Source organism: Thiorhodovibrio frisius (assembly GCF_033954835.1).
In the GTDB taxonomy this organism is placed as follows: Bacteria; Pseudomonadota; Gammaproteobacteria; order Chromatiales; family Chromatiaceae; genus Thiorhodovibrio; species Thiorhodovibrio frisius.
The window spans coordinates 787,536-811,642 of record NZ_CP121471.1; the positions used below are offsets into that span (position 1 = coordinate 787,536).

Annotated in this window: 22 protein-coding genes; 6 read left to right on the forward strand and 16 right to left on the reverse strand. The window is 61.9% G+C overall.

What is annotated here, in order from left to right; all coding sequences use genetic code 11:
- Positions 1–84 precede the first annotated feature (84 nt).
- The 8 genes from Thiofri_RS03940 to gshB all read right to left on the reverse strand — a co-directional run bounded on the left by Thiofri_RS03940 (position 85) and on the right by gshB (position 7,248).
- A complete protein-coding gene (locus Thiofri_RS03940) occupies positions 85–1,395 on the reverse strand; it encodes a dihydroorotase (protein WP_009150414.1) in 1,311 nt (436 codons plus the stop codon).
- Entirely contained in the window at positions 1,388–2,488 is a 1,101-nt protein-coding gene (locus tag Thiofri_RS03945; protein ID WP_009150415.1) for an aspartate carbamoyltransferase catalytic subunit, read from the reverse strand. Before Thiofri_RS03945 ends, Thiofri_RS03940 begins: the two co-directional genes overlap by 8 nt.
- Entirely contained in the window at positions 2,488–3,021 is a 534-nt protein-coding gene (gene pyrR, locus Thiofri_RS03950; protein ID WP_009150416.1) for a bifunctional pyr operon transcriptional regulator/uracil phosphoribosyltransferase PyrR, read from the reverse strand. The genes Thiofri_RS03945 and pyrR overlap by 1 nt, the downstream gene beginning before the upstream one ends.
- Positions 3,014–3,454, reverse strand: coding sequence for a Holliday junction resolvase RuvX (gene ruvX / locus Thiofri_RS03955; RefSeq protein WP_009150417.1), 441 nt, complete (start codon positions 3,452–3,454; stop codon positions 3,014–3,016). Before ruvX ends, pyrR begins: the two co-directional genes overlap by 8 nt.
- Before the next feature lie 39 nt (positions 3,455–3,493).
- Complete coding sequence (locus Thiofri_RS03960) at positions 3,494–4,057, reverse strand: YqgE/AlgH family protein (protein WP_009150418.1); 564 nt, start codon at positions 4,055–4,057, stop codon at positions 3,494–3,496.
- A 93-nt stretch (positions 4,058–4,150) separates the two neighbouring features.
- Positions 4,151–5,152 carry an energy transducer TonB gene (locus tag Thiofri_RS03965; protein WP_009150419.1) on the reverse strand — a complete coding sequence of 334 codons (1,002 nt, stop codon included), beginning with the start codon at positions 5,150–5,152 and terminating at the stop codon, positions 4,151–4,153.
- Between the two features lie 16 nt (positions 5,153–5,168).
- Positions 5,169–6,305 (reverse strand): FAD:protein FMN transferase, encoded by a 1,137-nt coding sequence (locus Thiofri_RS03970; protein ID WP_009150420.1) that lies wholly within the window; start codon positions 6,303–6,305, stop codon positions 5,169–5,171.
- The gene (gene gshB, locus Thiofri_RS03975; protein ID WP_009150421.1) at positions 6,295–7,248 is read right to left on the reverse strand and encodes a glutathione synthase; all 954 of its coding nucleotides are present in this window, start codon (positions 7,246–7,248) and stop codon (positions 6,295–6,297) included. Before gshB ends, Thiofri_RS03970 begins: the two co-directional genes overlap by 11 nt.
- Before the next feature lie 214 nt (positions 7,249–7,462).
- On the opposite strand from gshB, the gene Thiofri_RS03980 reads away from it, so the two are divergent.
- Positions 7,463–11,698, forward strand: a complete 4,236-nt coding sequence (locus Thiofri_RS03980; RefSeq protein WP_009150422.1) for an ATP-binding protein — start codon at positions 7,463–7,465, stop codon at positions 11,696–11,698.
- Positions 11,699–11,718: 20 nt separating this feature from the next.
- Here the strand turns inward: Thiofri_RS03980 and Thiofri_RS03985 are convergent, their stop codons facing one another.
- Positions 11,719–12,342, reverse strand: a complete 624-nt coding sequence (locus Thiofri_RS03985) for a Uma2 family endonuclease (protein WP_009150423.1) — start codon at positions 12,340–12,342, stop codon at positions 11,719–11,721.
- Positions 12,343–12,479: 137 nt separating this feature from the next.
- Between Thiofri_RS03985 and Thiofri_RS03990 the strand changes: the two genes are divergently transcribed.
- The 3 genes from Thiofri_RS03990 to Thiofri_RS03995 all read left to right on the forward strand — a co-directional run bounded on the left by Thiofri_RS03990 (position 12,480) and on the right by Thiofri_RS03995 (position 14,534).
- A complete protein-coding gene (locus tag Thiofri_RS03990) occupies positions 12,480–12,905 on the forward strand; it encodes a type II toxin-antitoxin system Phd/YefM family antitoxin (RefSeq protein WP_190275849.1) in 426 nt (141 codons plus the stop codon).
- Positions 12,835–13,122, forward strand: coding sequence for a type II toxin-antitoxin system RelE/ParE family toxin (locus Thiofri_RS24705; RefSeq protein WP_009150425.1), 288 nt, complete (start codon positions 12,835–12,837; stop codon positions 13,120–13,122). Before Thiofri_RS03990 ends, Thiofri_RS24705 begins: the two co-directional genes overlap by 71 nt.
- A gap of 251 nt (positions 13,123–13,373) precedes the next feature.
- Positions 13,374–14,534 carry a glycosyltransferase gene (locus tag Thiofri_RS03995; RefSeq protein ID WP_009150426.1) on the forward strand — a complete coding sequence of 387 codons (1,161 nt, stop codon included), beginning with the start codon at positions 13,374–13,376 and terminating at the stop codon, positions 14,532–14,534.
- A gap of 300 nt (positions 14,535–14,834) precedes the next feature.
- Here Thiofri_RS03995 and Thiofri_RS04000 read toward each other — a convergent pair whose 3' ends face one another.
- Genes Thiofri_RS04000 through rsxA form a run of 7 tightly spaced genes read right to left on the reverse strand, consistent with a single transcriptional unit; the run spans position 14,835 to position 20,206 of the window.
- A complete protein-coding gene (locus tag Thiofri_RS04000) occupies positions 14,835–15,095 on the reverse strand; it encodes an RnfH family protein (RefSeq protein ID WP_009150427.1) in 261 nt (86 codons plus the stop codon).
- A gap of 21 nt (positions 15,096–15,116) precedes the next feature.
- On the reverse strand, positions 15,117–15,812 hold the full coding sequence (locus tag Thiofri_RS04005) for an electron transport complex subunit E (RefSeq protein WP_009150428.1): 696 nt from the start codon (positions 15,810–15,812) through the stop codon (positions 15,117–15,119).
- On the reverse strand, positions 15,796–16,455 hold the full coding sequence (rsxG, locus tag Thiofri_RS04010; RefSeq protein ID WP_009150429.1) for an electron transport complex subunit RsxG: 660 nt from the start codon (positions 16,453–16,455) through the stop codon (positions 15,796–15,798). The genes Thiofri_RS04005 and rsxG overlap by 17 nt, the downstream gene beginning before the upstream one ends.
- Positions 16,452–17,588: an RnfABCDGE type electron transport complex subunit D gene (locus Thiofri_RS04015; protein WP_009150430.1), complete on the reverse strand. Its 1,137-nt coding sequence runs from the start codon at positions 17,586–17,588 to the stop codon at positions 16,452–16,454. Before Thiofri_RS04015 ends, rsxG begins: the two co-directional genes overlap by 4 nt.
- Positions 17,589–17,592: 4 nt before the next feature.
- Complete coding sequence (rsxC, locus tag Thiofri_RS04020) at positions 17,593–19,044, reverse strand: electron transport complex subunit RsxC (RefSeq protein ID WP_009150431.1); 1,452 nt, start codon at positions 19,042–19,044, stop codon at positions 17,593–17,595.
- Complete coding sequence (gene rsxB / locus Thiofri_RS04025) at positions 19,044–19,634, reverse strand: electron transport complex subunit RsxB (RefSeq protein WP_009150432.1); 591 nt, start codon at positions 19,632–19,634, stop codon at positions 19,044–19,046. The genes rsxC and rsxB overlap by 1 nt, the downstream gene beginning before the upstream one ends.
- Positions 19,631–20,206 (reverse strand): electron transport complex subunit RsxA, encoded by a 576-nt coding sequence (rsxA, locus tag Thiofri_RS04030; RefSeq protein ID WP_009150433.1) that lies wholly within the window; start codon positions 20,204–20,206, stop codon positions 19,631–19,633. The genes rsxB and rsxA overlap by 4 nt, the downstream gene beginning before the upstream one ends.
- A gap of 474 nt (positions 20,207–20,680) precedes the next feature.
- On the opposite strand from rsxA, the gene nifL reads away from it, so the two are divergent.
- Both nifL and nifA read left to right on the forward strand, forming a co-directional pair.
- Positions 20,681–22,426 carry a nitrogen fixation negative regulator NifL gene (nifL, locus tag Thiofri_RS04035; RefSeq protein ID WP_009150434.1) on the forward strand — a complete coding sequence of 582 codons (1,746 nt, stop codon included), beginning with the start codon at positions 20,681–20,683 and terminating at the stop codon, positions 22,424–22,426.
- A 34-nt stretch (positions 22,427–22,460) separates the two neighbouring features.
- A complete protein-coding gene (nifA, locus tag Thiofri_RS04040; RefSeq protein ID WP_009150435.1) occupies positions 22,461–24,026 on the forward strand; it encodes a nif-specific transcriptional activator NifA in 1,566 nt (521 codons plus the stop codon).
- Positions 24,027–24,107: the final 81 nt, after the last annotated feature.

The following is a 24,107-nucleotide window of genomic DNA, read 5'->3' on the forward strand; positions in this document are numbered from 1 at the left end:
AATAGCGATAAGGACAACAAGGACGGTACAGACTGGGATGCGCTTGAGTGCTGCGCCATTCCTTTTTTAGTGACTCCATTTTGTCTATGGGCCTGCGGCGTCAAAGGCAGGCTGGCCGCCGAGTAAGGTTAGGCGCACCGCGCCATGCATGCTCTGGCCCAGGAAGGGTGTGTTCTTGCCTTGGCTGTGCATGCGCTCGGCGGTCAGGGTCCAGTGCTCGTTTGGGGCCAGCAGGCAGAGATCGGCTGGTGCCCCTGGTTGCAAGCGTCCATGGGGCAGGCCGAGGATGTCGGCGGCATGGCAGGTGACGCAGGCGAGTGCGGATGTCATTGGCAGTAAACCCTCGTCTGCCAGCCGGAGTGTCAGCGGCAGCAGGGTCTCGAGTGCCGAGATGCCGGGCGCAGCCTGGGGGAAGGTATCCAGCTTGGCGTCGGCCTCGTGTGGTTGATGATCGGAGCAAATGGCGCTGATGACGCCGGAAGCGACAGCAGCGCGCAGTGCCTGGCGGTCGGCCTCGGTGCGCAGCGGCGGCAGCACCAGAGCGTTGGCGTCGAAGGTGCCAATGTCGTCTTCGGTGAGAAACAACTGATGGGCGCTAACATCGGCGGTGACCTGCACGCCGCGCGCGCGTGCCTCGGCCAGCATTTCGGTGGCGCGTGCGGTGGACAGGCCACGGAAGTGAATGCGCGCGCCGGTTTGTTCGGCCAAGGCCAGGTCGCGGGCGACGGCGACCGTCTCGGCGGCAGCGGGAATGCCAGGCAGACCGAGTCGAGTGCTGATGCGGCCCTCATGCACCAGGCCACCTTCGGACAGGGAGGCGTTGGCGGGGTGCAGAAAGCAGGTCAGATCAAAGGTGGCGGCGTATTCCAGTGCCCGGCGCTGCACCCGGGCGCTGCGGATGGGGCGGTCGGCGTGGCTCAGTACCGGGCAGCCGGCGCGCGCGAGGGCCGCCATTTCGCTGATCTGCTCGCCGGCCAGGTCCTGCGTCAGGCTGCCGGCCGGCAGTACCCGAGCAAAGCCGTGTTGCTCGGCGGTCTGGCGGATGAGCTGGGCAACCGCCGGGGTGTCGACCACAGGCAGGGTGTCGGGCGGACAGCACAGGGTGGTGATGCCGGCGCTGGCGGCGGCCCGGGTCTCGCTGCGAATGGTGGCTTTTTGTTCCAGACCGGGCTGGCGCAGGCGTGCGCAAAGATCGACCAAGCCGGGGATGGCGAGTAGGCCGCTGGCGTCGATCAACTCTTCGGGCTGGAAATCCGCCGGTTTTTGGCCAATGGCGAGCACTCGCCCGTCGGCCAGATGCAGATCGGCAACTTGATCGAAGCGGCTCGCCGGGTCGATGACGTGCGCGCCCAGGATGGATAAGCGCGGCGGGTGCTGGCCTTTGGTGTCAGTCACGCGCGACCTCCCGCTCGGTGCCTTGGCCGGCTGCATGGTGCGCGCCAATGCAGGTGGACATGATGGCCATGCGCACCGCCAGTCCGTTGCTGACTTGCTCGAGAATCACCGAACGCGGTCCATCGGCGACCTCGGAGTCCATCTCGACCCCGCGATTGATGGGCCCCGGGTGCATCACAATGGCATCGGGCTTGGCGCTGGCCAGGCGCTTTTCGGTTAGGCCGAAGAGAAAGAAATACTCATGTTCGCTCGGCAGAAAGCCGCCGGTCATGCGCTCGCGCTGCAAGCGCAGCATGATGATCACATCGCAGTCGGCCACGCCTTCGCGCAGGTCGTGAAAGACGCGCACGCCCAGAGCCTCGGGCGCGCAGGCCGGGATCAGGGTGCGCGGCGCGATGACGCGCACCTCGGCAGCGCCTAAGGTATTGAGCGCACTGATCTGTGAGCGGGCGACGCGCGAATGCAAGATATCTCCGACAATGGCAACCTTGAGCCCGGCAATCTCCCCCTTGTGCCGGCGAATGGTGAACATGTCCAGCATGCTTTGCGTGGGGTGTGCGTGGCAGCCGTCGCCAGCGTTGATCACGCTCACATGGGGCGCGGCATGGCGGGCAATGAAATGGGCCGCGCCGCTGTCGCTGTGGCGCACCACAAACATGTCGACATGCATGGCTTCAAGATTGCGCAGGGTGTCGAGCAGGGTTTCGCCCTTGGCGGTGGCTGAGGTGCTGATGTTGAGATTAAGCACATCGGCCGACAGCCGCTTGGCGGCTAGCTCGAAGGTGGTGCGGGTGCGGGTGCTGTTCTCGAAGAACAGATTGGCGATGATCTTGCCGCGACACAGGGGGACTTTCTTGACTGGCGCGCGGGCCAGGCTCAAAAAGCCCTCGGCGCGGTCAAGAATGTCTGTGAGCAGGGTCCGATCAAGGCCGTCGATGGCGAGAAAATGGCGCAGCTGCCCCTGGGCGTCGAGTTGCGGATTGGAGTGCGCAGCAGAGGCAACCTGCGCAAAGGCAGCCGGGTGCTCGGGTCGGGTAGATGAGGGCGCCAGGGGTTGGTCGGCGCCGTTTGCGCTGGCCAGTGGATTGTTCATCAGGGGTGATCCGCAGCAGCGCGCCGCTCGAGTTGCAGTGGCTCGGGGCCGCTCAGTTTGATATGACTGCCGCGCTCAAGCTCGGCGTGCAGTCCGACGACATCGGGGTTGATCGGCAGTTCGCGCCCGTCGCGCTCGGCCAGAATGGCCAGCAGCACCTGCGCCGGGCGGCCATAGTCAAAGAGCACATTGAGCGCGGCGCGGATGGTGCGCCCGGACTGGAGCACGTCGTCGACTAAAATTACCGCCCGATCATCGACCGCCACCGGGAGTTCTGATGGATGCACCTGGGGGTGCAGGCCGATGCGGGTGAAATCATCGCGGTAGAAGGAGATATCCAAAAACCCCAAGGGGTCTTCAATGTCCAGCAATTGGTGCAGCTGCTCGGCCACCCAAACGCCGCCCGTGTGGATGCCCACCATCAGCGGGCGGTCGATGCCGCGCTCCTGGCACAGGTTTTTGAGGTCCCGCGCCATGGCTTTGATGATGGTTTCGATCTGTTCCGCATTCTGCCAGATATTGCTGTCAGTCATGGTCGCGGTCCTCGCGCTGCACAAGTTGCTCGCCAAGCCAGGTTTCCAGGATCAGCTTGGCGGCCACCGCATCGACTTGATCGTCGCGGTTGTCAAAGCGCCCGCCAAGCTCCTCGCGCGCGGCCCGGCTGGTCAGGCGCTCGTCGACCAGATGCACCGCAAGGCCAAAGCGCCCCTCCAGCTGACGGCCAAAGCGACGCACCAGCGGCGTCCAGTCTTCCTCGGTGTCATCCATGCGCTTCGGCAGGCCGAGCACGGCGGCGCAGGGCTGCCAGTCGCGCACCAGGCGCTCAATGCCAGTCCAGTCGGGCTTGTTGTGGCGGCTGCGCAAAGTGGTGAGTGGCCTGGCCGTGCCGGTCAGTGTTTGGCCGACCGCGATGCCGATTTTGCGCGGGCCGAAATCGAAGCCGAACAAGGTGGTTGGCGTGGTCAATCGAAACTCAAGCTGGTTACAATCAGGAGTTGGCCAGCATCAGGCGTGCCCGGCCTCGCCGATTAGCAGGTTGATGTCGATGCCGATCAGTTGCGCCGCCGCCTGGAGACGACTGGATGCCGGGCGCTTGAACAGGGTCTCGTTGTCAGCCGGGCCGCTGAGCCAGGCGTTAGCGCTTAACTCTTCTTCAAGCTGGCCGCTGGTCCAGCCGGCATAGCCCAGGGCCACCAGCGACAGCGCGGGCCCGGTGCCGTTGGCGATGGCCTCAAGGACATCGCGCGAGGTGGTGACGCGGATATCGGGTGTGACGTTCAGGGTGGAGTCAAAGGTGTCCGGCCCGGTGTGGATTACAAAGCCGCGGTCAGTCTGCACTGGGCCGCCAAGATAGACGATCTGGTTTTTGATGTCGGGCGCCTGGGGTTCAATGTCGAGCTGCTCCAACACATCACCCAGGCTCAGGTCCATGGGGCGATTGATGACAATGCCCATGGCGCCTTGCGTGTTGTGTTCGCAAATATAGGTCACTGTTCGCGAGAAGTTAGGGTCTTGCAGACCCGGCATCGCGATCAGGAAGTGGTTTGTCAGCGAGGTGGAAACGCTCATAGCGCCATAGTATCCCGAGCCCAGCGGTGGGAAGCAAGCATCTTTGAGTCCTCTGTAAGCAGGCGCCGCAGAATCCCGGCCAGGCAGTTTGCGTTATTTGTCCCAGCCAAGCTTGTGCTCGCGCAGGAATTGCCAGGTTCTGGTGATATCGAGTACGTCGTGGTGCGCGCGGATGTCGTCGGGAAAGGGGGCGAAGGGCGCAGCCAGTTCGACAATGCGCACGGCGGCCTGGTCGAGCACCTGATGCCCGGATGAGCGCAGTACTCGCACGCCTTCCAGACTGCCGTCGGCGCGCACCGAGACTTGCAGCACCAGGCTGCCGAACAGGCGCTTCTCCTTGGCTTCTTCGGGGTAGTTGAGGTTGCCGATGCGCTCGACCTTGCGTCGCCAGGACTCAAGATAGTTGGCGTAGATGTACTCCTGGGTGTTGGCGCTGATGGCTTTGCGCCGGCTTTGCGTCGCCCCGCGCTGGCTCGGGTGCTGCGCCCGGCTCAGGCTTGCAAGCTCCTGATTGCGGCTGGCAAAAATGTCCGCCGCCGAGACCTGCCGTGTCGGCGGGGCGCTGGGGCGCTCGAGCGCAGGCGCGAGTGGGGCCTGCGCGGCTGGAGGCGTTTCGGTGGCAGTGATGGATGCAGTTGGAGTCTGGTCCTGGTCCTGGGTCTGGTCCTTGATCTGGTCCGGGATCTGGTCTGGGATCTGGTCCGGGATCTGATCCTCGATTTGATCCTCGATTTGATCAGGGCTCTGATCGGGGAGCTGGTCTGGGTCGGTGCTGGTTTCGTCCGCGACCGCTTCAGGCGGCGCCGATGCGGGGTCTGGCGTCGATGCCGCCTCGCTTGACTGCTCGGGCGGCTTTTCTGCGATAGGTGCGGGCTTGGTGGGTGGGTCGTCCGCTGGTGTTGGTGCTGGGACTAAATCAAAGGTCAGAGGCGCTGCCTGTGTCTCAGTACCGCTCGCGTCTTGGGGCAGTGGCCGGTCGAGCGCGGCCACAGCCAAGCCGGCGGCCAGGTGCAGGAGCAGCGCGAGTGCCGTGGCAATCAGCAGCGGTAGCCGCGCGTTTGGGGTGTGAGGCGGAAGCGGGGCGGCGGCGGACATGGCAGGGAGTCCGGGGCTAGTCGGTGCCGGAGTCCTGCCAGGCCGGGCTCAGGCTCACCTGGGCGTTGCGGTCGATAATCTGTAGCAGGCGCGCCATGGCCGGGCTTAGATGAATCTGCCCGGTCTCGTCGATTAGCAAGGCGGCGGTGATGCCCATTCTTTTTCCGACCTGGCCCCAGTGCTCGGGGCCCGCGACGAAGAGCGCGGCCGCTGCCGCAGCGGCTGAAACGGCATCTCCCGGATGTACCACTGTGACCATTTGTGTGCCCTTTGCAGGGTAGCCGGTGCGGGGGTCGATGGTCCTGGGATAGTGCTCGCCGTCGCGAACGCAGGGCTTTTGAAAACGCCCGATGGTGATGATGCTGGTGTCGCCGCGCAGGCTGAGCGTGCCCAAAACAGCGCCGCCACTGCCACGCAGTACAGGGATGCGCCAAGGTTGCCCGGCGCGATCACCGAGCAGGCGTAGATCAGTGCCGATGCGGATCATGGCGCCGCGCATGCCTCGGGCGCGCATGTTGGTAATGGCGAGATCGGTCGCGTAGGCGCGCGTGACGGCGCCGAAGTCGAGTTTGACCGCAGGATTGTCGCTCAGCAGTTCAATCCCGTTCAGGCTGAGATCGGTCAAGCGAGGTTGAGCCTCAAGGATGCGCGCGATGGTTTCGGCGTCAGGGGGGGGCTCGCAGCGACCGGTGACGGGGTCGGGTCGCCACAGCTGCGTCAGCAGGCCGATGGCTGGGTTGAACAGATGGCCGCTGCGCGCGGCCAGCGTTTGACTTTGCTTGAGCAGCGGCAATAGGGAGGGAGGCGCGGCAAAGGGATCGGTGGTGGCAAGGAGTTCATTGGTCCGCTGCATCGGTCCGGGCTGGTCGAGCCCCAAGGCGTATTCCACTAACCCGAAGTCAGTCGCGGTTTGCTGTGCGATCTCGGTGGCTAGTTGCTCGGACACGCCCAGAAGCTGCATATCGACCCGGGTGCCGAAGGCGTCGAACTGGCTGACATGCACCGGCGTCTCGCCCTGGTTGCAGCCATGCAGCATTAGGGTGATCGGCGCCAGGCTGACCAGCATCAGTGCGGTGAGGAGCCGCTTGCCTGGGCCGCGCGTGCAGCGGCGGGTGCGTTGCGGGTGGAGCGGGTGGAGCGGGTTAGCGCGCATCGAGCCTCCGGCCAATGGCGTCCATCAGATCACCTGCGATATCAGTGTTGCGCTCGCGGTCGATCTCGCGAATGCAGGTTGGGCTGGTAATGTTGATCTCGGTTAAGAAGTTGCCGATCACATCCAGCCCGGCGAAAAGAATGCCGCGCTCGCGCAGCACTGGGCCGACCTGGGCGGCAATGGCGTGCTCGGTCTCGCCCAGCGGTCGCACCTGTCCCAGCGCGCCGGCGGCCAGGTTTCCGCGCGGATCAGCACCCGTGGGGATGCGTGCGAGCAGGTGCGGCACCGGCTCGCCCTCAATCATTAGCACCCGTTTGTCACCCTCAGTGATCTCGGGAATAAAACGCTGTGCCATGCAAAAGCGCTGGCCGTGATCGGTCAGGGTTTCGATAATGACGCCAAGATTGGGGTCATCTTGACGCACGCGAAAAATAGAACGCCCGCCCATGCCGTCGAGCGGTTTGAGGATGGTGTCTTGATGTTCGGCAACAAAGGCGCGCAGATCGGCGCCGTCGCGCGCGACCAGATGTGCGGGGGCCAGCTCGGGGAAATCGGTCGCGAAGATTTTTTCGTTCGCGTCGCGCAGGGCGCGCGGGTCGTTCACCACCAGGCAGCCCTGGCGCTGGGCGCGCTCGAGCAGGTAGGTGGCGCAGATGTATTCCATATCAAAGGGCGGGTCCTTGCGCATCAGCACCACGTCGAAAGCCTCGAGTGGTGCCAGCTTGGCCTCACCGAGATCGACCCAGCCGCTTGGATCGTCGCGCACTTGCAATGGGCGGCTGCGCCCATAGACGCGCTGATCGCGCAGGAACAGATCGCCGAGTTCCAGGTAGCCGAGTTCCCAGTCGCGCGCCTGAGCGGCGAGCAGCATGGCGAAGCTGCTGTCCTTTTTGATATTGATGGACGAGATCGGGTCCATCACCATGGCCAAGCGCGGTTTCATGATGCGAGTGTAACCGAGCCGCCGGGTGCTGTCAGGTCATGGTGCGTTCTGGCAGCGATTCCATCGATTTAAAGACAAAGTATCGCGGAAAGGTATCACTGCCTCGTAACGAACCCATGCTGGCTCATGCCTTGGGGGGCGAGACAATGCGTTAGAATCTCGAATCGCTTGAGACCCATCCGGGGTCCCGTTACTTATGCCAGAGGCAGCCACCATGCCTGAGCGCACACCCGTCACGATTTTCATTTCCTCACCTGGCGATGTGGCCGCTGAGCGGCGTCGCTGTGTGCTGGTTGTCAACCGATTGAACCAGGAGTTTGGCCGATTCCTGGATATCCGCCCTGTGCTCTGGGAGACCGAGCCCATGCTGGCAGGCGGGCACTTCCAGGACATCATCGAGCCGCAGCCAGGTGACAGCGATATCGTGGTTGTCATCCTTTGGTCGCGCATGGGCGTTCCGCTGCCGGAGCGCACCGAGAAACGCGAGTACCGTGGGCTTGACGGGCGCGTCCCTGTGACAGGGACCGAGTGGGAAGTCGAACATGCCCTAGAGGCATACGCTGCCAAAGGTCGCCCGGACTTATTGGTCTACCGCAACCGCAGCGAAGCTTTGGCGAGAGGCCAGGATAGTCGCGCTCTGCGCGACGCCGCTGCGCAACTCGATGCGCTCGAGGCCTTTTGGACCCGCCACTTCGCGGACACCAAGACCGGTGGTTTCAAACTGGGCTACAACGCTTATAGCAGCGCGGACCAGTTCGAGGAGAAGCTGGAAATCCATTTGCGCGCGAGACTGCGGCGCTTCTTGCCTGCGGTCTCGGCAGCGCCTGGCAGCGACAGGGCAGCGGTTGGTCTGTCGTGGTACCAAGGCTCGCCGTTTCGAGGGTTGCAGACTTTCGATGTGGAGCATGCGCCGATCTTTTTCGGGCGCTGGCAGGCACGCACCCAGGTTCTGGATAGGCTGAGCGCGCGCGCGGAGCGGGGGCGTGCCTTCGTCCTGGTGCTTGGAGCCAGCGGCAGCGGCAAGTCCTCGCTGGTACGCGCTGGCGTGCTGCCTCTGCTGGAGCGGCCGGGGGTGACCTCGGGTGTCTCGCTGTGGCGGCGCTGTATCCTCACTCCCGGGGCCCATGGTGCAGCAGAGGCGGACGACGTGTTCGACCGTCTGGCGGGGGCGTTGCAGGCCGCCCCGGCGCTGCCGGAAATCGCGGAAACGGGGTTCGACCCGGCGCGGCTCGCCGCGCGTTTGCGCGATGGGAGTGGCAGCGACATTCTTGAGATCGCATTGCGCCGGGTGGCCGAGCGCGAGTGCCTGGCGTCTGGGGCAAATGATTCCCCGCCAGTGCGGCTGGTGTTGGTGATCGACCAGTTAGAGGAGATGTTTACCGATCACCGCAGCTTCTCGCCTCAGGTGGCGGGGCGCTTCGCCGAGTTGCTGCGGTCCCTGGCGGATTGCGGCTTGGTCTGGGTGATCGCCACCCTGCGCTCGGACTACTTCCACCGGCTCGCGGAGGTGCCGGCGCTGCTGGAGTTGAGCGCCGGAGAGGCTCAGATCAATCTAGGCTCGCCGAGCGGCGCCGAGCTCGATCAGATCATCCGTCTGCCAGCGCGGGCGGCGGGGTTGGAGTTCGAAGAACATTCAGAAACCCAGGTGGGTCTGGATATCTCCTTGCGCGAGGCGGCGAGCGGCCAAGATGCGCTGCCCCTGCTCGAATTCACCTTGGATGAACTCTACCGGCGCGATGTTGAGCAACAAGGCCTGTCGGTTTTGACCTTCGCAAGCTATGACGCTCTCGGTGGCCTTGAGGGTGCGATCGCCAGTCAGGCAGAAGCCGTTTGTGCGGCTCTGGGAGCGCATCGGACGGCAGCGGTTGACGGCGTATTGCTTGCGCTAGCCGGGTTGGAAGCCGGCGATGGGTCAGAGGAGGCCGATGCGGCGCGACGACTGGTGGGGTGGGACGATTTGGGGCGCAATCCGGAACGGGCGGCGGTTGTCGAGGCCTTGGTGGGGGCGCGGCTGCTGGTCAGCGATGCCATTCCGACTAGTGGGGAGAACAGCGAAGGGACGGGGGCCAGGGTGCGCTTGGCTCATGAGGCGTTGTTGCGCCGCTGGCCGCGCTATCGCGCCTTGCTGGAGCGGGAGCGCGACTTTCTGAAAGCGCGGGGGCGAGTGAGTGCGGCCTTGGGTGTATGGCTCGATCAAGATAAGGATAATGCGCGCCTGCTGCCCGATGGCATCGCCCTGGCTGAAGCAGAAGACCTTCTGGCGCGCCGGCGCGAGGATCTTGATGCCTTGGATATTGCCTATATTGATGCCTCGTCCCGCGCTGCCCGCGCACAGCGTGATCGTCGCCTGCGTCGTATCCGTCTGGTCGCCGCCATGATGGCGGTGCTGGCCATGCTGTCGGGCCTCGGGGCATGGTACGGATTCACCGGGCAGTTGGAGGCAGAACGGCACGCGGCGGAGGCAACACGTCAGCGCGGCATCGCCGAGCAGCGTCGGGTTGAGGCTGAAACTGCCCTGCGTGCCGCCACCGAGAGCGCGAACACCCTGGTATTTGATCTGGCCGAGAAGTTTAAAGACTCGCGCGTGCCCAGTGCCATTATTCGCTCCATTCTGGAGCGGGCCCGCCGTCTGCAAGATACCTTGGCGGAGTCCAATCCCAATGACATGGTGCTTCAGCGCAGCCGCTCTGCTGCCCTGCTGGCGCTGGGAGATCTGTACGCCCTGCAAGGGAGCCTGGAAGACGCCCTGACGGCTTACAAGGAGTCACTGCGCATCGACAGGATTCTCGCCGCAGCCGACCCAGATAATGCGGAAGCCCAGCGCGATCTGTCCGTGACCTTGGACCGTATTGGCGACATCGAGAAAGAAAGCGGCCAGGCCGAGGCCGCCCTGACAGCCTATGAGGAAACCTTGGCCATCAGTCGCGCCCTCGCTGCCGGGGACGCCACCAATGCGCGTTGGCAGCGGGATGTCTCGATCGCATGGGAAAAGGTTGGCGATATCAGCCTACAGCAGGGCGACGCTGCGGGTGCCCTGGCCGCTTACGAGGAGGTGCTTGCCACCCGGCGGTCGCTGGCGAAGCGGGAGCCGAATAGCCCGACTGCCCGCCGTGACCTGGCAGTTAGCTTGAACAAGACCGGTGACGTGCGTGTGCTTCGCGGCGACACTCAGGGGGCCCTTGCCGCTTACCAGGAAGCGATGACCCTCGTCCAGGTTTTGGTCGCGAGCGATCCTGATAACACCAAATGGCAGCACGACCTCTCGGTCACTCAGGAGCGCATCGGCAATATCCAACTACAGCTCGGGCAGACGGATGCCGCACTGACCTCCTATGAGAATGTGCTGGGCATCCGCCGCGCGCTCAGCGAGAGCGATCCGGAAAACAGCGATTGGATTCGGGATACCCTGGTGGCCCTGACCAAAGTCGGTGATCTGCACCTGACCGTTGGAAAGTCCCGCGCCGCCCTGGCCGCCTTTAGCGAAGGATTGGAATTGTCTCGGGAACTGGCCGTGCGCGATCCGGACAATCTGGTCTGGCTTCGCGACCTGACCATTAGTCTTAACCGAATTGGTGACCTGCGTTTGCGCTCGGGCGAGGTCAATCAGGCTCTGGACTATTACCAGGAAGCCCTGGACATCGCCCGTGACCTGACCGCCGAGGATCCGAATAACCGGGTGTGGGGTCGCGACCTTGCCATCAGTCTGAACAAGGTCGGAGACATCCTGGTGCAACAGGGCGATCCGCCTGCTGCCCTGGATTTGTACAGGGAATCCCTTGAGATCTGTCGTGGGCACGCCGAGCAAGATCCGAGCAATATCCAGGGGCAGCGAGACCTTTGGTACACTCTTCGCCGGATCGCCAATGTCCAAGTCACCACGGGTGACCGGGCTGCTGCTTTGAAGGCACATGAGGAGGCGCTGGCCATGCTCCGGCCTCTGGCCGAACGTCATCGCGAAAACAGCATCCTGCAATCCAATATTCTGCTCTCGCTACAGGACATTGGCGATCTCCACTTGCAGCAAGGCGATGTGGCCGCTGCCCTGGCTGCCTACCAGGAAGGTCTTCCCATCGCTAAGGCTCTAGCGGCAAGCGATACCGACAATGCCGACCATCAGCGCAATGTTGCCATCAGCTTCAACAAGATTGGCGATGCGCAATTGAAGAATGGAAATTCGGCTGCGGCTCGCATGGCGTTCGAGCATGCCTTGGACATCGTCGAGGAGCTGGTCGCGCGCGATCAGCACAACACCCTATGGCAGCGCGATCTGTTCATCTCGCACGCAATCACCGGCGGGTGGCACGCCGATCATGGCGAAGCCAGGGTGGCACGGATGCACTTTGAAAAGGCCCTCGCGCTCGGCGAGGAACTCGCCAAGACCGATGGCCTATTGCCGGCAGATGCCTTGGTGGTCGCGGAGCTGAAACGCCGTGACGCCGAGTTGCCTTGATCGAATCTGTGGCGGTCCGCTCATGCCTGCTTGGTTTCAGCGAGCAGTCCGGTGTCGAGATAGATCTCGGCCAGGGGGAGCCTGATGTCCAGGTCAGGCAAGTTGATTGCATCACTGGCCTGCTCGAGCAATCGCGGTGTCCACACCGAGTCTTCCTTGCGCCCGCCTTCCTTACGAAAATGCAGGACGGCGACCTCGCTTGAGTCGACCAGCAGATAGTCGGTGAGTGACGCAATGGTCTGGTACTGCATGAACTTGGTGCCGCGATCATTCTGCGCGGTGGTCGTTGACAGCACCTCGACGATCAGAATCGGGTTCAGCAGCGTACCTAGACCATTGATGGTGGTGAACTCGGGATGGCAGGCAACCGAGACATCCGGATACAGGTAGGGGCTCCCGGCATGGACCTTCACGCGCTGATCGCTTGGGAAGGTGCGGCACGCGGAGCCGCGCAGTCGCGCGCGCAGTTCGGCGCCCACATTGATGCAAATCACATTGATGCAAATCACATTGTGCTCCGGCTGGGCGCCACTCCTGCAATAGACATCGCCATTGCGCCATTCCCAGCGTTCGGGCGCGGTCTCTGAGTCCAGGGTGAAATAGTCCTCGATACTGACGAAGCATTCTTTTAGGGCGCTGGCCATGGGCAACCCTCCATGCCGTTTCCTTGGTTTTGATTATAACCACGAGACCGACTGAGGGCTTGACGAACGAGGCTTGGCGTTGATCTGGATTGGATGCGCGCGCGCCCAGGATGCGTCCGCTGGCGTCGAGTCCCAGCATGAGCGGGTTCGCGCCCGGCTGGACGTTGATGGCCAGCCGCTGGCGGGCTGTACTCGCAAACACAATCACCCTAAAGAGGCGAGAGGCGATCATGAAGCCAGCTCCTGTTTCAGAAACCACCCTGTCCTTGGCTGACTTCCAGCATCAGGCGTCGGCGTTGCTCAATGGTATCGCGAGTTCAAAGGAACCTGTCGTTATCACACAGGATGGGTGTGCGGTCGCCGTGCTTGTCTCGCCAAGCGACTATGCGGATCTTCGTGAACAGCTGCGCTTTGTTCAAGCCGTGAAAGATGGCCTTAACGACGTGGAACATGGTCGATTGCTGAGCGAAGAAGCGCTTGAGCAGGCGCTTAATGGAGCTAAAATGGACTGTCACTGCTGCTCGGGATCTTGTTGCCATTCGAGACTACATTGCCGCAGATAACCCCAGGGCCGCGCAAAACTGGATAGGCCGTTTGCGCGCGCGAGGCGCGAAGATCGTGAATGCGCCTTTTGCTGGCCGCAAAGTACCTGAGCTTTCGCGTGATGATATACGGGAAGTGATCGAAGGCAATTATCGAATCGTCTACCAAGTGTACGGCAATCAGGTTAGTTTGAATTTTACATGGTTTTCACTACCTGGGATGACCTCTTTCGCTTGATGCGTTGGAAAAAGCCCAGCCCCCACCCAGGAAGCGCTCCCGGCGGTAACCAGGGCAAATTTGAAATTTCAGGAAAACAGCGAGCTAGCTGACAGTCATAATAAAGTGTGCGACCATGTGGCTGGAATCCGTCGCAAGCATGGCATTCGCCGATGGCCGGTACGAGGTTTGTTTGAAACTCACTTCGCGTGATCTCCAGCGACTTGATGAAATGCACCTTATCAAGATTATAACTACACAAGGTAAAGTGAATGAGAATAGTGTTTGCGACAGAAAGTTATTATCCTAACATCGACGGTGGGGCTGTGGCGGAGCACAATCTAGCCATAGAACTAGCCAAGAATGGCCACGACGTTTCGATTCTGGCGCCGGCAGCGAATTTCTCCAGCTATACCGAGAAGGACAAGAACACGACCATCTACCGGCGCCATGCATACACTTGGCCATTTTACAAGGATTACAAAGTCTCTCCTTTTCCCGCCATCGGAATTGGGCGAATAATCAAGGAGTTCAAGCCAGATGTGGTGCATCTACACAATCCTTGGGCAATTGGAACCACGGCGCTTTTATATGCCAAATATAAAGGAATACCAATCGTTGGTAGCAACCATTTGCAGCCAGAAAATCTGGTGATGCATATTGCGAAAACACGGTTTTTATTTCGTGTTCTAGAACGTGGAGGATGGAGGTTTTTGGTTGGTTTTTATAATTTGTGCGACCACGTTGTTTCTCCGACGCAAACTGCGGTGAATATGCTTCTGGATAATGGACTTAACGTTTCCGCGACTCCGATTTCAAACGGAATAGATTTCGAGATATTCAATCCAAAAAATGACCCGGGAAAGCTCCAAAAAAGATATCAACTGCCAGCAAAGCCGAAAGTCCTTTATACAGGAAGGATTAGTGGCGAGAAAAGATTGGATGTTTGGGTTAAAGCGGCAAAAAAAGTTCTGGAAGAGATCGAATGTCATTTTATCATTTGTGGCGGCGGAAGAGAAAAGGAAAGTCTATGCAACATGGTGAAGGAACTCGGAATTTCCGATAATGTCACGCTGACGGGATTTATTCCAGAAGAAGATTTTCCTGGAATTTATGCGCTAGCGGATCTGTTTGCAATTTCCTCGGAGGCGGAATTACAAAGCATCGTCACAATGGAAGCTCTTGCAACCGGTCTTCCCGTGGTCGCGACAAATAAGGATGCCCTTCCGGAGTTGGTGCATGATGGAAAAAATGGTTTTTTGTTCACCCCTGGCGACGCAGATGACATGGCCAGGAAAATTATTAAAATATTGGCCAGCAAGGAGTTAAGAAAAACAATGGGAAAGGAAAGTTTGAAAATAATACAAAAACATTCGCTTAGTAGTGTTGTTTGTCAATTCGAGGATGTTTATAAGAAAGCGATAAAAAGCTGAAAAGCATTGGGTTTTGGTGTCCTTGGTGTTAAATTCGTTTGCTGTAAATATTTAAATAAAGACGCTTTGTGAGTATATAATAATACCCTTGACGTAGCCCTCTTCTTTCGTTCTTTTGGGATTGATCTTTCAATGAATATGTTTTTCTATTTCGCTGGCCGGGTCGCTGGCATACTGCGTTTTTCAGCGCGCTGATCATTGGGAGTCCTCAATGTCGTCTCTGCGGCTGAAATTATAGCCGCGAGATCGGCTGGGGACTGGCGGGAGAGTCTTGTCTTTGACCCTTGTTCGGCCCGCGTTCTATTGATCGCGCCGGGGAATGGTCTCGGGATCGGCGGTGATGGGGCGGTAGATCTCGACCCGGTCGCCGGGCTTGAGCTTGGCCTCGAGCTTGCTGAGGCGCCCGAAAATGCCGACTCTCTGGGTGTCGAGGTCAATGTCCGGGTATTGGCGCAGGATGCCGGAGTGCTCGATGGCTTCCTGGATGCTGCTGCCATCGGGCACATCCAGGGTGAGCCAGGTTTGTTTGAATTTGTCCGCGTAGGCGACGCTGACTTGCATGGGTTCTCCCTCCCTTAATCGTCAGCCTGCGCGCGCGGCGCGGCGGTCGATCAGCCGCTTGCCGGCGAGCAGAAAGCCGAGTGCCAGAAAACCGCCTGGCGGCAGGATTAGCAGCAGAAAGCCGCGATAGTCGGGGATGATGGTCAGTTCCAGAAATCGCAGGCCCTCGCCAAGCAGCAGAGATGCGTTGGCAAAGAGGGTGCCGAAGCCGAGGATCTCGCGCACCGCACCGAGCACAACCAGCACCAGTGTAAAGCCCAGACCCATCATCAGCCCGTCAAAGGCTGCCGGCAGCACCGGGTTGCGCGAGGCAAAAGACTCCGCGCGACCGAGAATGGCGCAGTTGGTGACAATTAGCGGGATGAACAGCCCCAGCACCTTGTGCAGATCGTGCATCCAGGCGTTCATGCCCAGATCAACCAGGGTGACCAGGGTGGCGATCACCAGCACGAACACCGGAATGCGCACCTGTGGGGTGATGAGGCCGCGTAGCAGGGCGATGGTGAAGCCGGACATTACCAGCACAAAGGTTGAGGCCAGACCAAGCCCAAGGCCGTTGGTTGCGGTGCCGGTTACCGCCAGCAGCGGGCAGAGCGCCAGCGCCTGGGCGAAGACCACATTGTTGTCCCACAGCCCATCGCGCGCCAGGCGCGCCCAGTCGGTGGCGGGGGCCTTAGGTCTCGATTCCACAGTGGCCGTGTCAGTTGCTGTTGCCATGGGGTTGCTCCTGCTGAATCACGGCCGAGGTGGTCAGGGCTGCGCGCTGGTCGGCGAACCATTGAAGCCCGCCGCTAATGGCCTTGACCACGGCCCTGGGGGTAATGGTGGCGCCGCTGAACTGATCAAAATCGCCGCCGTCTTTTTTTACCGCCCAGCGCTCAGGCGGCGGATCACCCAGCGTCAGACCATTGAAGGCCAGAATCCAGTCATCGCGCGCCACTTCGATTTTGTCGCCCAGCCCGGGGGTTTCGGTATGAGACAGCACCCGCACACCCAAGATGCGCCCGCTCGCATCCAGCCCCAGCATCAGCTCAATCGGCCCGGAATAGCCCGGCTCGGAAACGCGAAAGGCGACGGCCTGGACTTCAAGCCCTTGCAGGGCGCGATAGACAGTCCGGGGCGTGCCATCCGGGCCGGTCAGCTCCAGGGTGGCGGCGAGCAGGTCGTTGTTGTGCAGGTCCGCCGGGATCACTTGGGTCAGGGAGGCACGCAGATCCTCGGCGTGACGTTCAGCGATGGCCTCGTGGGTGGCGATGTTGCCCATGGTCAGCAGCGCGGCCGCGACCATGGCAAACCCGCCGAGCAGCCCGGCCTGATAGCCGATGCGCTGGCGATAGCTGGGGTTGAGAACGGCGGTCATGGCTGACCTCCCTGAGGATTGGCCGGCGTGGCTTTGGTCTCAGATACCTTGAGCGGCTGTCCACGGCGATCGCGGCCATAGATGCGTGGTTTCAGGTAATGATCGATCAGCGGCGTGCAGGCGTTCATCAAGAGCACCGCGAAGCCCACGCCCTCCGGATAGCCGCCCCAGGTGCGGATGACATAGATCAGCACCCCGCAGCCAGCGCCGAAAACGAGTTGCCCGGCGCGCGAGACGGGTGAGGTGACCGGGTCGGTGGCGATGAAAAAGGCGCACAGCAGCGTGGCCCCTTGCAGCCAGTGAAACAGCGGCCCCGGATAGCGCCCGGCGTCGAGCAGGTGCATTAAGCCGGCCATAAGGCCGATGCTGGCCAGCACCGCCAGCGGAATTTCCCAGCGGATCACCCGCTGTTGCAGCAGGAACAGACCGCCAAGCAGTAGCAGCAGTGCCGAGGTCTCACCCAGGCTGCCGGCCACTCCGCCCCAGAGCGCGGCGAAGGGGTCAAAGACAGCGGGCAAAATGGCATCAAGCGACTGCCCCAGCCCCAGGGAGGTGCGGACATCGTTGAGCACAGAAGCACCGCTCAACGCGTCATACTGGCCGATTCCGGTATTGATGGTGGTTTCGGCCGCACCGCCAAACGCGATGCTGAGCCCGTCCAAAAAACCGGGCGCGCCAGCCGAGAACAAGGGCGCGGGTGAAACGAAGCTGGTCATCTCCAGCGGCAGCGCGATCAGCAAGGCGATGCGCGCGACCATGGCCGGGTTAAAAAGATTTTGCCCCAAGCCACCGAAAATCTGCTTGCCGACAATGATGGCGAGAAAAGCCCCCAGCAGCCCAACCCACCAGGGCGCCCAGGGTGGCAACGTCATGGCCAGCAGCCAGCCGGTCAACAGTGCTGAGCCATCCATGAGCCCCGGCCGCACGGATTTCCCTGACAGTTTCAGGCCTAGCGCCTCCCACAAAAGTGCGCCCAGCACAGTGATGCCAAAAAGAAAAATTGCCGGCCAGCCGAATTGATAGAGCCCAAGCAGGGTCGCTGGCACCAGCGCCAGCATGACTAGCCGCATGGTGCGCGCGACGCTGGTCTGCGCATGGGTGTGGGGGCTGGCGGCATAGGTTGGGGCTAGCATTTTGTCAATCACTCGCTGCCGGTTTTGCGGCTGGCTTGCGCTTCGCCATTGCCGCGCGCTTGGCCTGCTTGATGGCCTCCATGCGTGCTGTGCGCTGGTCAGCCAGGCGCTTGGTTTCGGTCTGTTTCTGCTTGATACGGTCGCGCTCGGCCATGGCGCCCTTGGCGTGCACAAAGTACTGCACCAGCGGTAGGTGCGCCGGGCAGGCATAGGCGCAGCAGCCGCAGCTGATGCAGTCGAGCAGGCCCGCATCCACCGCGCGTTTGGGCTGACCGGCGCGCACCAGGGCGGCCATTTCCAGCGGCACCAGGCCGCAGGGACAGACCTCGACGCATTTGCCGCAGCGGATGCAGGCGGAGGGCTCGCGGATGCGCGTCTCGGCCTCGGTTAACGCCAGAATGCCGTTGGTGCCCTTGATTACCGGCGCGCGCGCACTGGAAATGACTTGCCCCATCATGGGCCCGCCGCTAACCAGGCGCGCGGGTGGCTCGGCAAAACCGCCGCTGGCTTCGATCAGGGTCTCGATGCGGGTGCCGATGGGCACGCGCAGATTGCGCGGCTGGCTGATGGCACCGCCGGTGATGGTCACCACCCGATCAATCAACGGGCGTCCGTCGCGCAGTGCCTGATGCACGGCAAAGGCGGTGGCCGGGTTGTGCACTACTACGCCGATGTCGGCGGTCAGGCCCCGCGCCGGGGTTTCCTGACCGGTCAGGGTCTGCACCAGATGCTTTTCCGAACCCATCGGATAGTGCATCGGCAGGCCGACGATTTCGAGACCGCCATGCCCGACTGCGGTGTTTAGCATCGCCTGCTGTGCCTGGGGCTTGTTGTTTTCAATCGCGATGATGATGCGCGCGACACCCAGCGCATAGGCCATGATGCGCGCGCCATCGACAATAGCAGCGGCCTGCTCGCGCATCAGCCGATCATCACAGGTTAGATAAGGCTCGCATTCGGCGCCATTGATTACCAGCCTGTGCAGCTCATAGCGGTTGCGCAGATTGAGCTTGACCGCTGCCGGAAAAGTGGCCCCGCCCAAGCCGACCACGCCGGCGGCGGCGACGCGTCGGGCGATTTCTTCAGGCTCGAGCGCGAAGGGATCAGCCACGCCTTCGAGTCCTTCAACCCAGCGCTCCTCGCCGTCTGGCTGCAAGGAGATGGTGCGTACCGACAATCCCGAGGGATGATTGGCCGGATAAAGCCCGATGCCGGCGATACGCCCCGAGGTTGGCGCATGAATGGGCGCAGAGACCGGCCCTTGGGCGCGGGCGATTAGCTCACCCTTGGCAACCTGCTGGCGGCGCTCGACCATGGGGTTGGCGGCGGCGCCGATATGCTGCTGCAAAGGCAGGTGGAGCAACTGTGGTAAGGGAAGCGGCTCAATCGGGCGCTCGGCTGACAGGCTTTTCTGATCCTGCGGATGAACCCCGCCGCGAATGCTGAACAGGCGCATCAGAGTGCCACCCCATCAGCATTGAGTGTGACCATGATCGGCGCGCTTGCCTTGCCTGCGTTGGAATTGGCTTGCGGCAGTGGCCAGTACCAGGTCTGGGGCGTGTAGCCAACCGGGCGCATTTCGATGCACTCGGTCGGGCAGTCGGCAAAGCACAGCTCGCAACCGGTGCAAGCATCGGCAAAGACGGCGTGAATCATGTCCTTGGCCCCCAGAATGGCATCGGTCGGGCAGCGTTTCAGGCACTTGGTGCAGCCGATGCAGGAGCGCTCATGAATGAAGGCCACCATGGGCACTTGCTCGGCTACCGCCGAGGCATCGAGAGTCACGCCCAGCTTCTCGGCCAGTGCCTCGGCCAGTGCCCGCCCGCCCGGTGGGCAGCAGGTGACTGCGGCCTCGCCAGCCGCTAGTGCCGCAGCCGCCGGCGCACAGCCAGGATAACCACACTGACCGCACTGCGAGCCTGGCAGTAGGGCCTCGATTTCTGCCTCCAACGGGTTGGCCGGCACGCGCAGAAAGCGATCAGCGATCCCGAGCAGGGTGCCCAGGGCCAGGCCGAGTGCGGTCAGACTGAGGATGGCGCTGATCATGCCAGCCCCGCGAAGCCCATGAAGGCCAGTGACAGCAGCCCGGCCACGACAAATGCAATGGGCGAGCCTGCAAAAGCGTCCGGTACTTGGGCCAGCGCCAGGCGCTCGCGCAACCCCGCAAAGAGCACCATCACCAGGGTGAAGCCGAGCGCTGAGCCAAAGCCGTAGAGCAGGCTTTCGCTAAAGCCGTGCTCCTCCTGCACATTGAGCAGCGCTACGCCGAGCACCGCGCAGTTGGTGGTGATCAGCGGCAGAAAGATGCCCAGCACCTGGTAAAGCGCGGGGGAGATTTTGCGCACCGCCATTTCGGTAAACTGCACCACGGCGGCGATGGCCAGGATGAAGGTCAGAATGCGCAAAAAACCGATGCCCAAAGGCTGTAGCAGCCAGTGCTCCAGCAGCCAGCTCGCCGCCCCGGTCAGGGTCAGCACAAAGGTGGTGGCCAGGCCCATGCCCAAGGCGCTGTCGAGCTTGTTCGACACGCCCATGAAGGGACATAAGCCTAAGAATTTCACCAGCACCACGTTATTGACCAGCGCGGTGCCAAGAATCAGCAGCAGAGCATCGGACATGGCAATCAAGACTAAAAGGCAGTGGTGGTCTGTCGGGCGGGCCGACGCAGCAGGTCTGCATGATTAAGCAAAGCCGGTGCCAATCGCCTGTGAGCCTTGTCGTGGGCGGCTGGCAGGCTTTTGCAGCGCCTGGCAGGTTGCCCGGCTTGTCGCGGACGTCACAGGTATCTCGGGGGCAGCCCTGTCTTTGTTGCCTTTCCGACAAGCTGGCCCTTATCCTCGCGCGTGTCGAGATTGCGAAGTCCGGAATTGGTCCTGATTTCTGTTTTGGGGTGGCATGAACCAGGCGGCTCAAGCTGAGTTTGGTCTTCACCCACGAGCGGCGCAGCTATCCAGCATGGCGGATCGACGCTGGCGCGAGTTCTGCTTTATGCTGTTGCTATCTTCATAGAGGCAGGCTGGCCACTTTGCGGTCGGTCGGGAGCCGGTCAACAGGGCTCAGCCAAGGCGCACAGATGCTGGAGGAATTCACTCGTGGCTGGATCAAGATTCGCCGAAGCAGAGGTTAGACCTGATGTCGGGTCCGATGTCGGCGCCCATGGTGGGGCCGATTCCGCATCGGGCGCAGGAACGGATGTCGGGTCTAGCATTCGGCCACCAACGGCAGAAGAGCAGCAGGCCTTGAACGCCTTGGCCCAGTTTCTCGCCACCCCGCCGGTCGGCACCCCGCCCGAAGTGCTGCGCGTGCTGACGCTGATGGCGGGCGATCCGGGCGCGCCCCTGCCGCCGCGGGTGTATTTCGAGACCGTCGAGCAGGCGCCGGTGGCCATTTCCATCACCGACGACAAGGCCGATATTCTTTATGTGAATGCCGCCTTCGAGCAGCTCACCGGTTACAGTCGCGACCAACTCATCGGTCGCAATCAGTCCATCCTTTCAAGCAATGCCACGCCGAGCAGCATCTACCAGCAACTGTGGCGCACCATCCAGAGCAAAAACACCTGGAAAGGCATTTTGGTCAATCGCACCCGGGATGGTGGCGATTATCTTGCTGAGCTGATTATCTCCCCCGTGCTCGATGCTGGCGGGCGCATTCGGTTTTTTCTTGGCATGCACCGCGATGTGACCCGTGAGCATCGCCTGGAAGCCGATCTGCGCGCGCAGAAGATCCGCAGCGAAGCCGTGCTGAATGCCGCCCCGGTGCTGGTCGCGCTGCTCAATGCCGAAGGGCGAGTGGTGCTCGATAACATGGAATACAAAAAGCTCCTCGGCGATCTGCGCGGTGAAGAGCCGGTCGCAGAGCTGCGCCGGGCCTTGATTGAGCAGGCCGGCTTTGATCCGCTCGAGCGGGTGTTGCACGGCGATGGTTTCAAGGACGTTGAAATCAGCCTGATGCTCCCCGGCAGCAGTGCACCGCGCTGGTTTTCCTGCTCTGGCGTAGCAGTGAACGAATCCGACGCCAGCGTGCGCGGCTACTTCGGTGCAGCCGATGAAGGCGAGCATCGGTTGCTGTTGTTGGCCAACGATGTCACTGCGCGTCGGCGCGAAATCGACCGGGCCCATCTCGAGCATCTGCGCGCGCGCCTGGCCGAGCAGCAACTATCAGAAGGAGTACGCGAGGCGTTGGCCGCAGCGAGTTATCAGATCGAACAGCCGCTGAATTTGATTCGCGCCGCCACCACTATGTTTGGTGATCGCGACGGCGAAATGGGGCTGTTCATCGAACAATTGCGCCAGATCAGCGCCGCCAGCGAACGAGCGCTGGCCACCCTGCACGCAGCCTTGCCGAACGAGGCGCCGGAGGCGGGCGTGATGGTCAATATCAACGAACTGCTGCGCCATGTGCTGGAGCTGGAAACTGACCGGCTGCTGGCCGCTGGTGTGGTGATCGACTGGCAGCCGGCCATGCAACTGCCGGAGCTGTCTGGACATCGCAACCAGTTGCGTTCCCTGTTCAAATATCTGATTGACAATGCCCTGCAAGCCCTGCATGAAAGCCGCTGCGCGCAGCGCGAACTGCGCCTGGCCACGCGCACGCTCGACGACTCGGTCGAGGTGGTCATTCAGGACAATGGCCCTGGCCTGCCAGCGGCTGATCGGCTCAAGGCGTTCGAGCCCTTCTTCGTCGGTTGGCGGCGCCGGCGCGGACGGGCCGGTATGGGGCTCGCGCTGGCGCAGGAAATTGTCAACCAGCATGGCGGTACCATTGAGATCGACGACGCCTTTCAGGACGGCTGTCGGATCAAGTTGGTGCTGAGTCACGCCCCGTCACAGGAGTAACAGCGCGATCGTGGTGGACACCAGGATGCAGAGCATGAAGCAGACCGATGCGAACGGCAGCGAGCCGGGCGCGCGTGCCCGCTTGACCCAGCTTGAGTCCCAGCTCGAGACCCTGTTTGAGGTCAGCCGGGTGCTGAGCCGCTCGCTCGACCTGCACCAGACCCTGCGCGCGCTGCTCAAGACCTTGCACGAGCGCGGCGGGTTGGAACGCGGCATCGTCTGCCTGATGGATGAGGACAGCGGCGAGCTGATGCTGAGCGCCATCCATGACGAGGTTGCCGAGCCTTTCGAGACTATCCGCTATCGCCCAGGGGAGGGGGTGATTGGGCGTATTCTGGAAGCCGATGAGCCCTGGATCCTGCCGCGCGTCGGCGACGAACCGCGCTTTCTTGATCGGCTCAATCTCTACGACCGCGATCTGCCATTCATTGGTGTGCCTATTCGCTTAGGCGAGGAAGGCGCCATCGGGGTGCTGGCCGTGCAACCGCCAGATCGCGATGGTCTGCTCGAGGAGCGCGCGCGTTTTTTGGAAATGGTCGCTAATCTCATTGGCCAAGCGGTGCGGCTGGCGCGCACGGTAGCCGCGGAGCAAAGCGCCCTGCGCGAGGAACGCGACAAGCTGCGTCGGCATCTCAAGGGCGCCCATGGTTTCGAGAACATTATTGGCCACACCCAGCGTATGCGCGTGGTGTTTGACCAAGTGCGCCAGGTGGCCAAGTGGAATACCACGGTACTGATTCGCGGTGAGTCCGGCACCGGCAAGGAACTGATTGCCAGCGCGATTCACTACAACTCCCCGCGCGCGCGTGGCACCTTCGTCAAGCTCAACTGCGCTGCGCTGCCGGATAGCCTGTTGGAGTCTGAACTCTTCGGCCATGAAAAAGGGGCTTTCACCGGCGCCAGCGGTTTGCGCAAGGGCCGCTTCGAGCAGGCCGATGGCGGGACGCTGTTTCTGGACGAAATCGGCGAAATCAGCGCCGTCTTCCAGGCCAAGCTGCTGCGCGTCTTGCAGGAAGGCGAGTTCGAGCGCGTCGGTGGCAATCGCACCCTCAAGGTTGACGTGCGGGTCATCGCCGCGACCAATCGCAATCTTGAGCAAGAAGTCCGCGAGGGCCAGTTCCGCGAAGACCTCTATTATCGCCTGAACGTGATGCCCATCTACATGCCAGCTCTGAGCGAGCGCATCGAGGACATCCCGGACCTGGCGCGCTTCCTGGTCGCCAAGATCGCCAAGACCCAGGGTCGGGAGCTGGAAATCACCGATTCCGCCGTGCGCGCTCTGATGCGCCACGACTGGCCCGGCAATGTGCGCGAACTGGAAAATTGCATGGAACGCGCGGCGGTGATGAGTGAAACCGGCGTCATCGACCGCGATGTAATCGACCTGACCGGCCTGCGCCTGGAGCCCGGCATGGACCTGCCCGCTGCGCCCAATGCGGTTGACCTGCAAGACCCGGACCTCGACGAGCGTGAGCGTGTCATCGCGGCGCTGGAGCAAGCCGGCTGGGTACAGGCCAAGGCCGCGCGCCTGCTCGGCATGACCCCGCGGCAGATTGCTTATCGCATCCAGACGCTCAATATTCGCGTGAAGCAGTTCTGATTCGCTCTTGTGCTAGCAGTTGGCGCTGTCCTTGATTTGGGTATTGATAGTGATTCTTGATTCGCTTTTTTGTCTGACTTA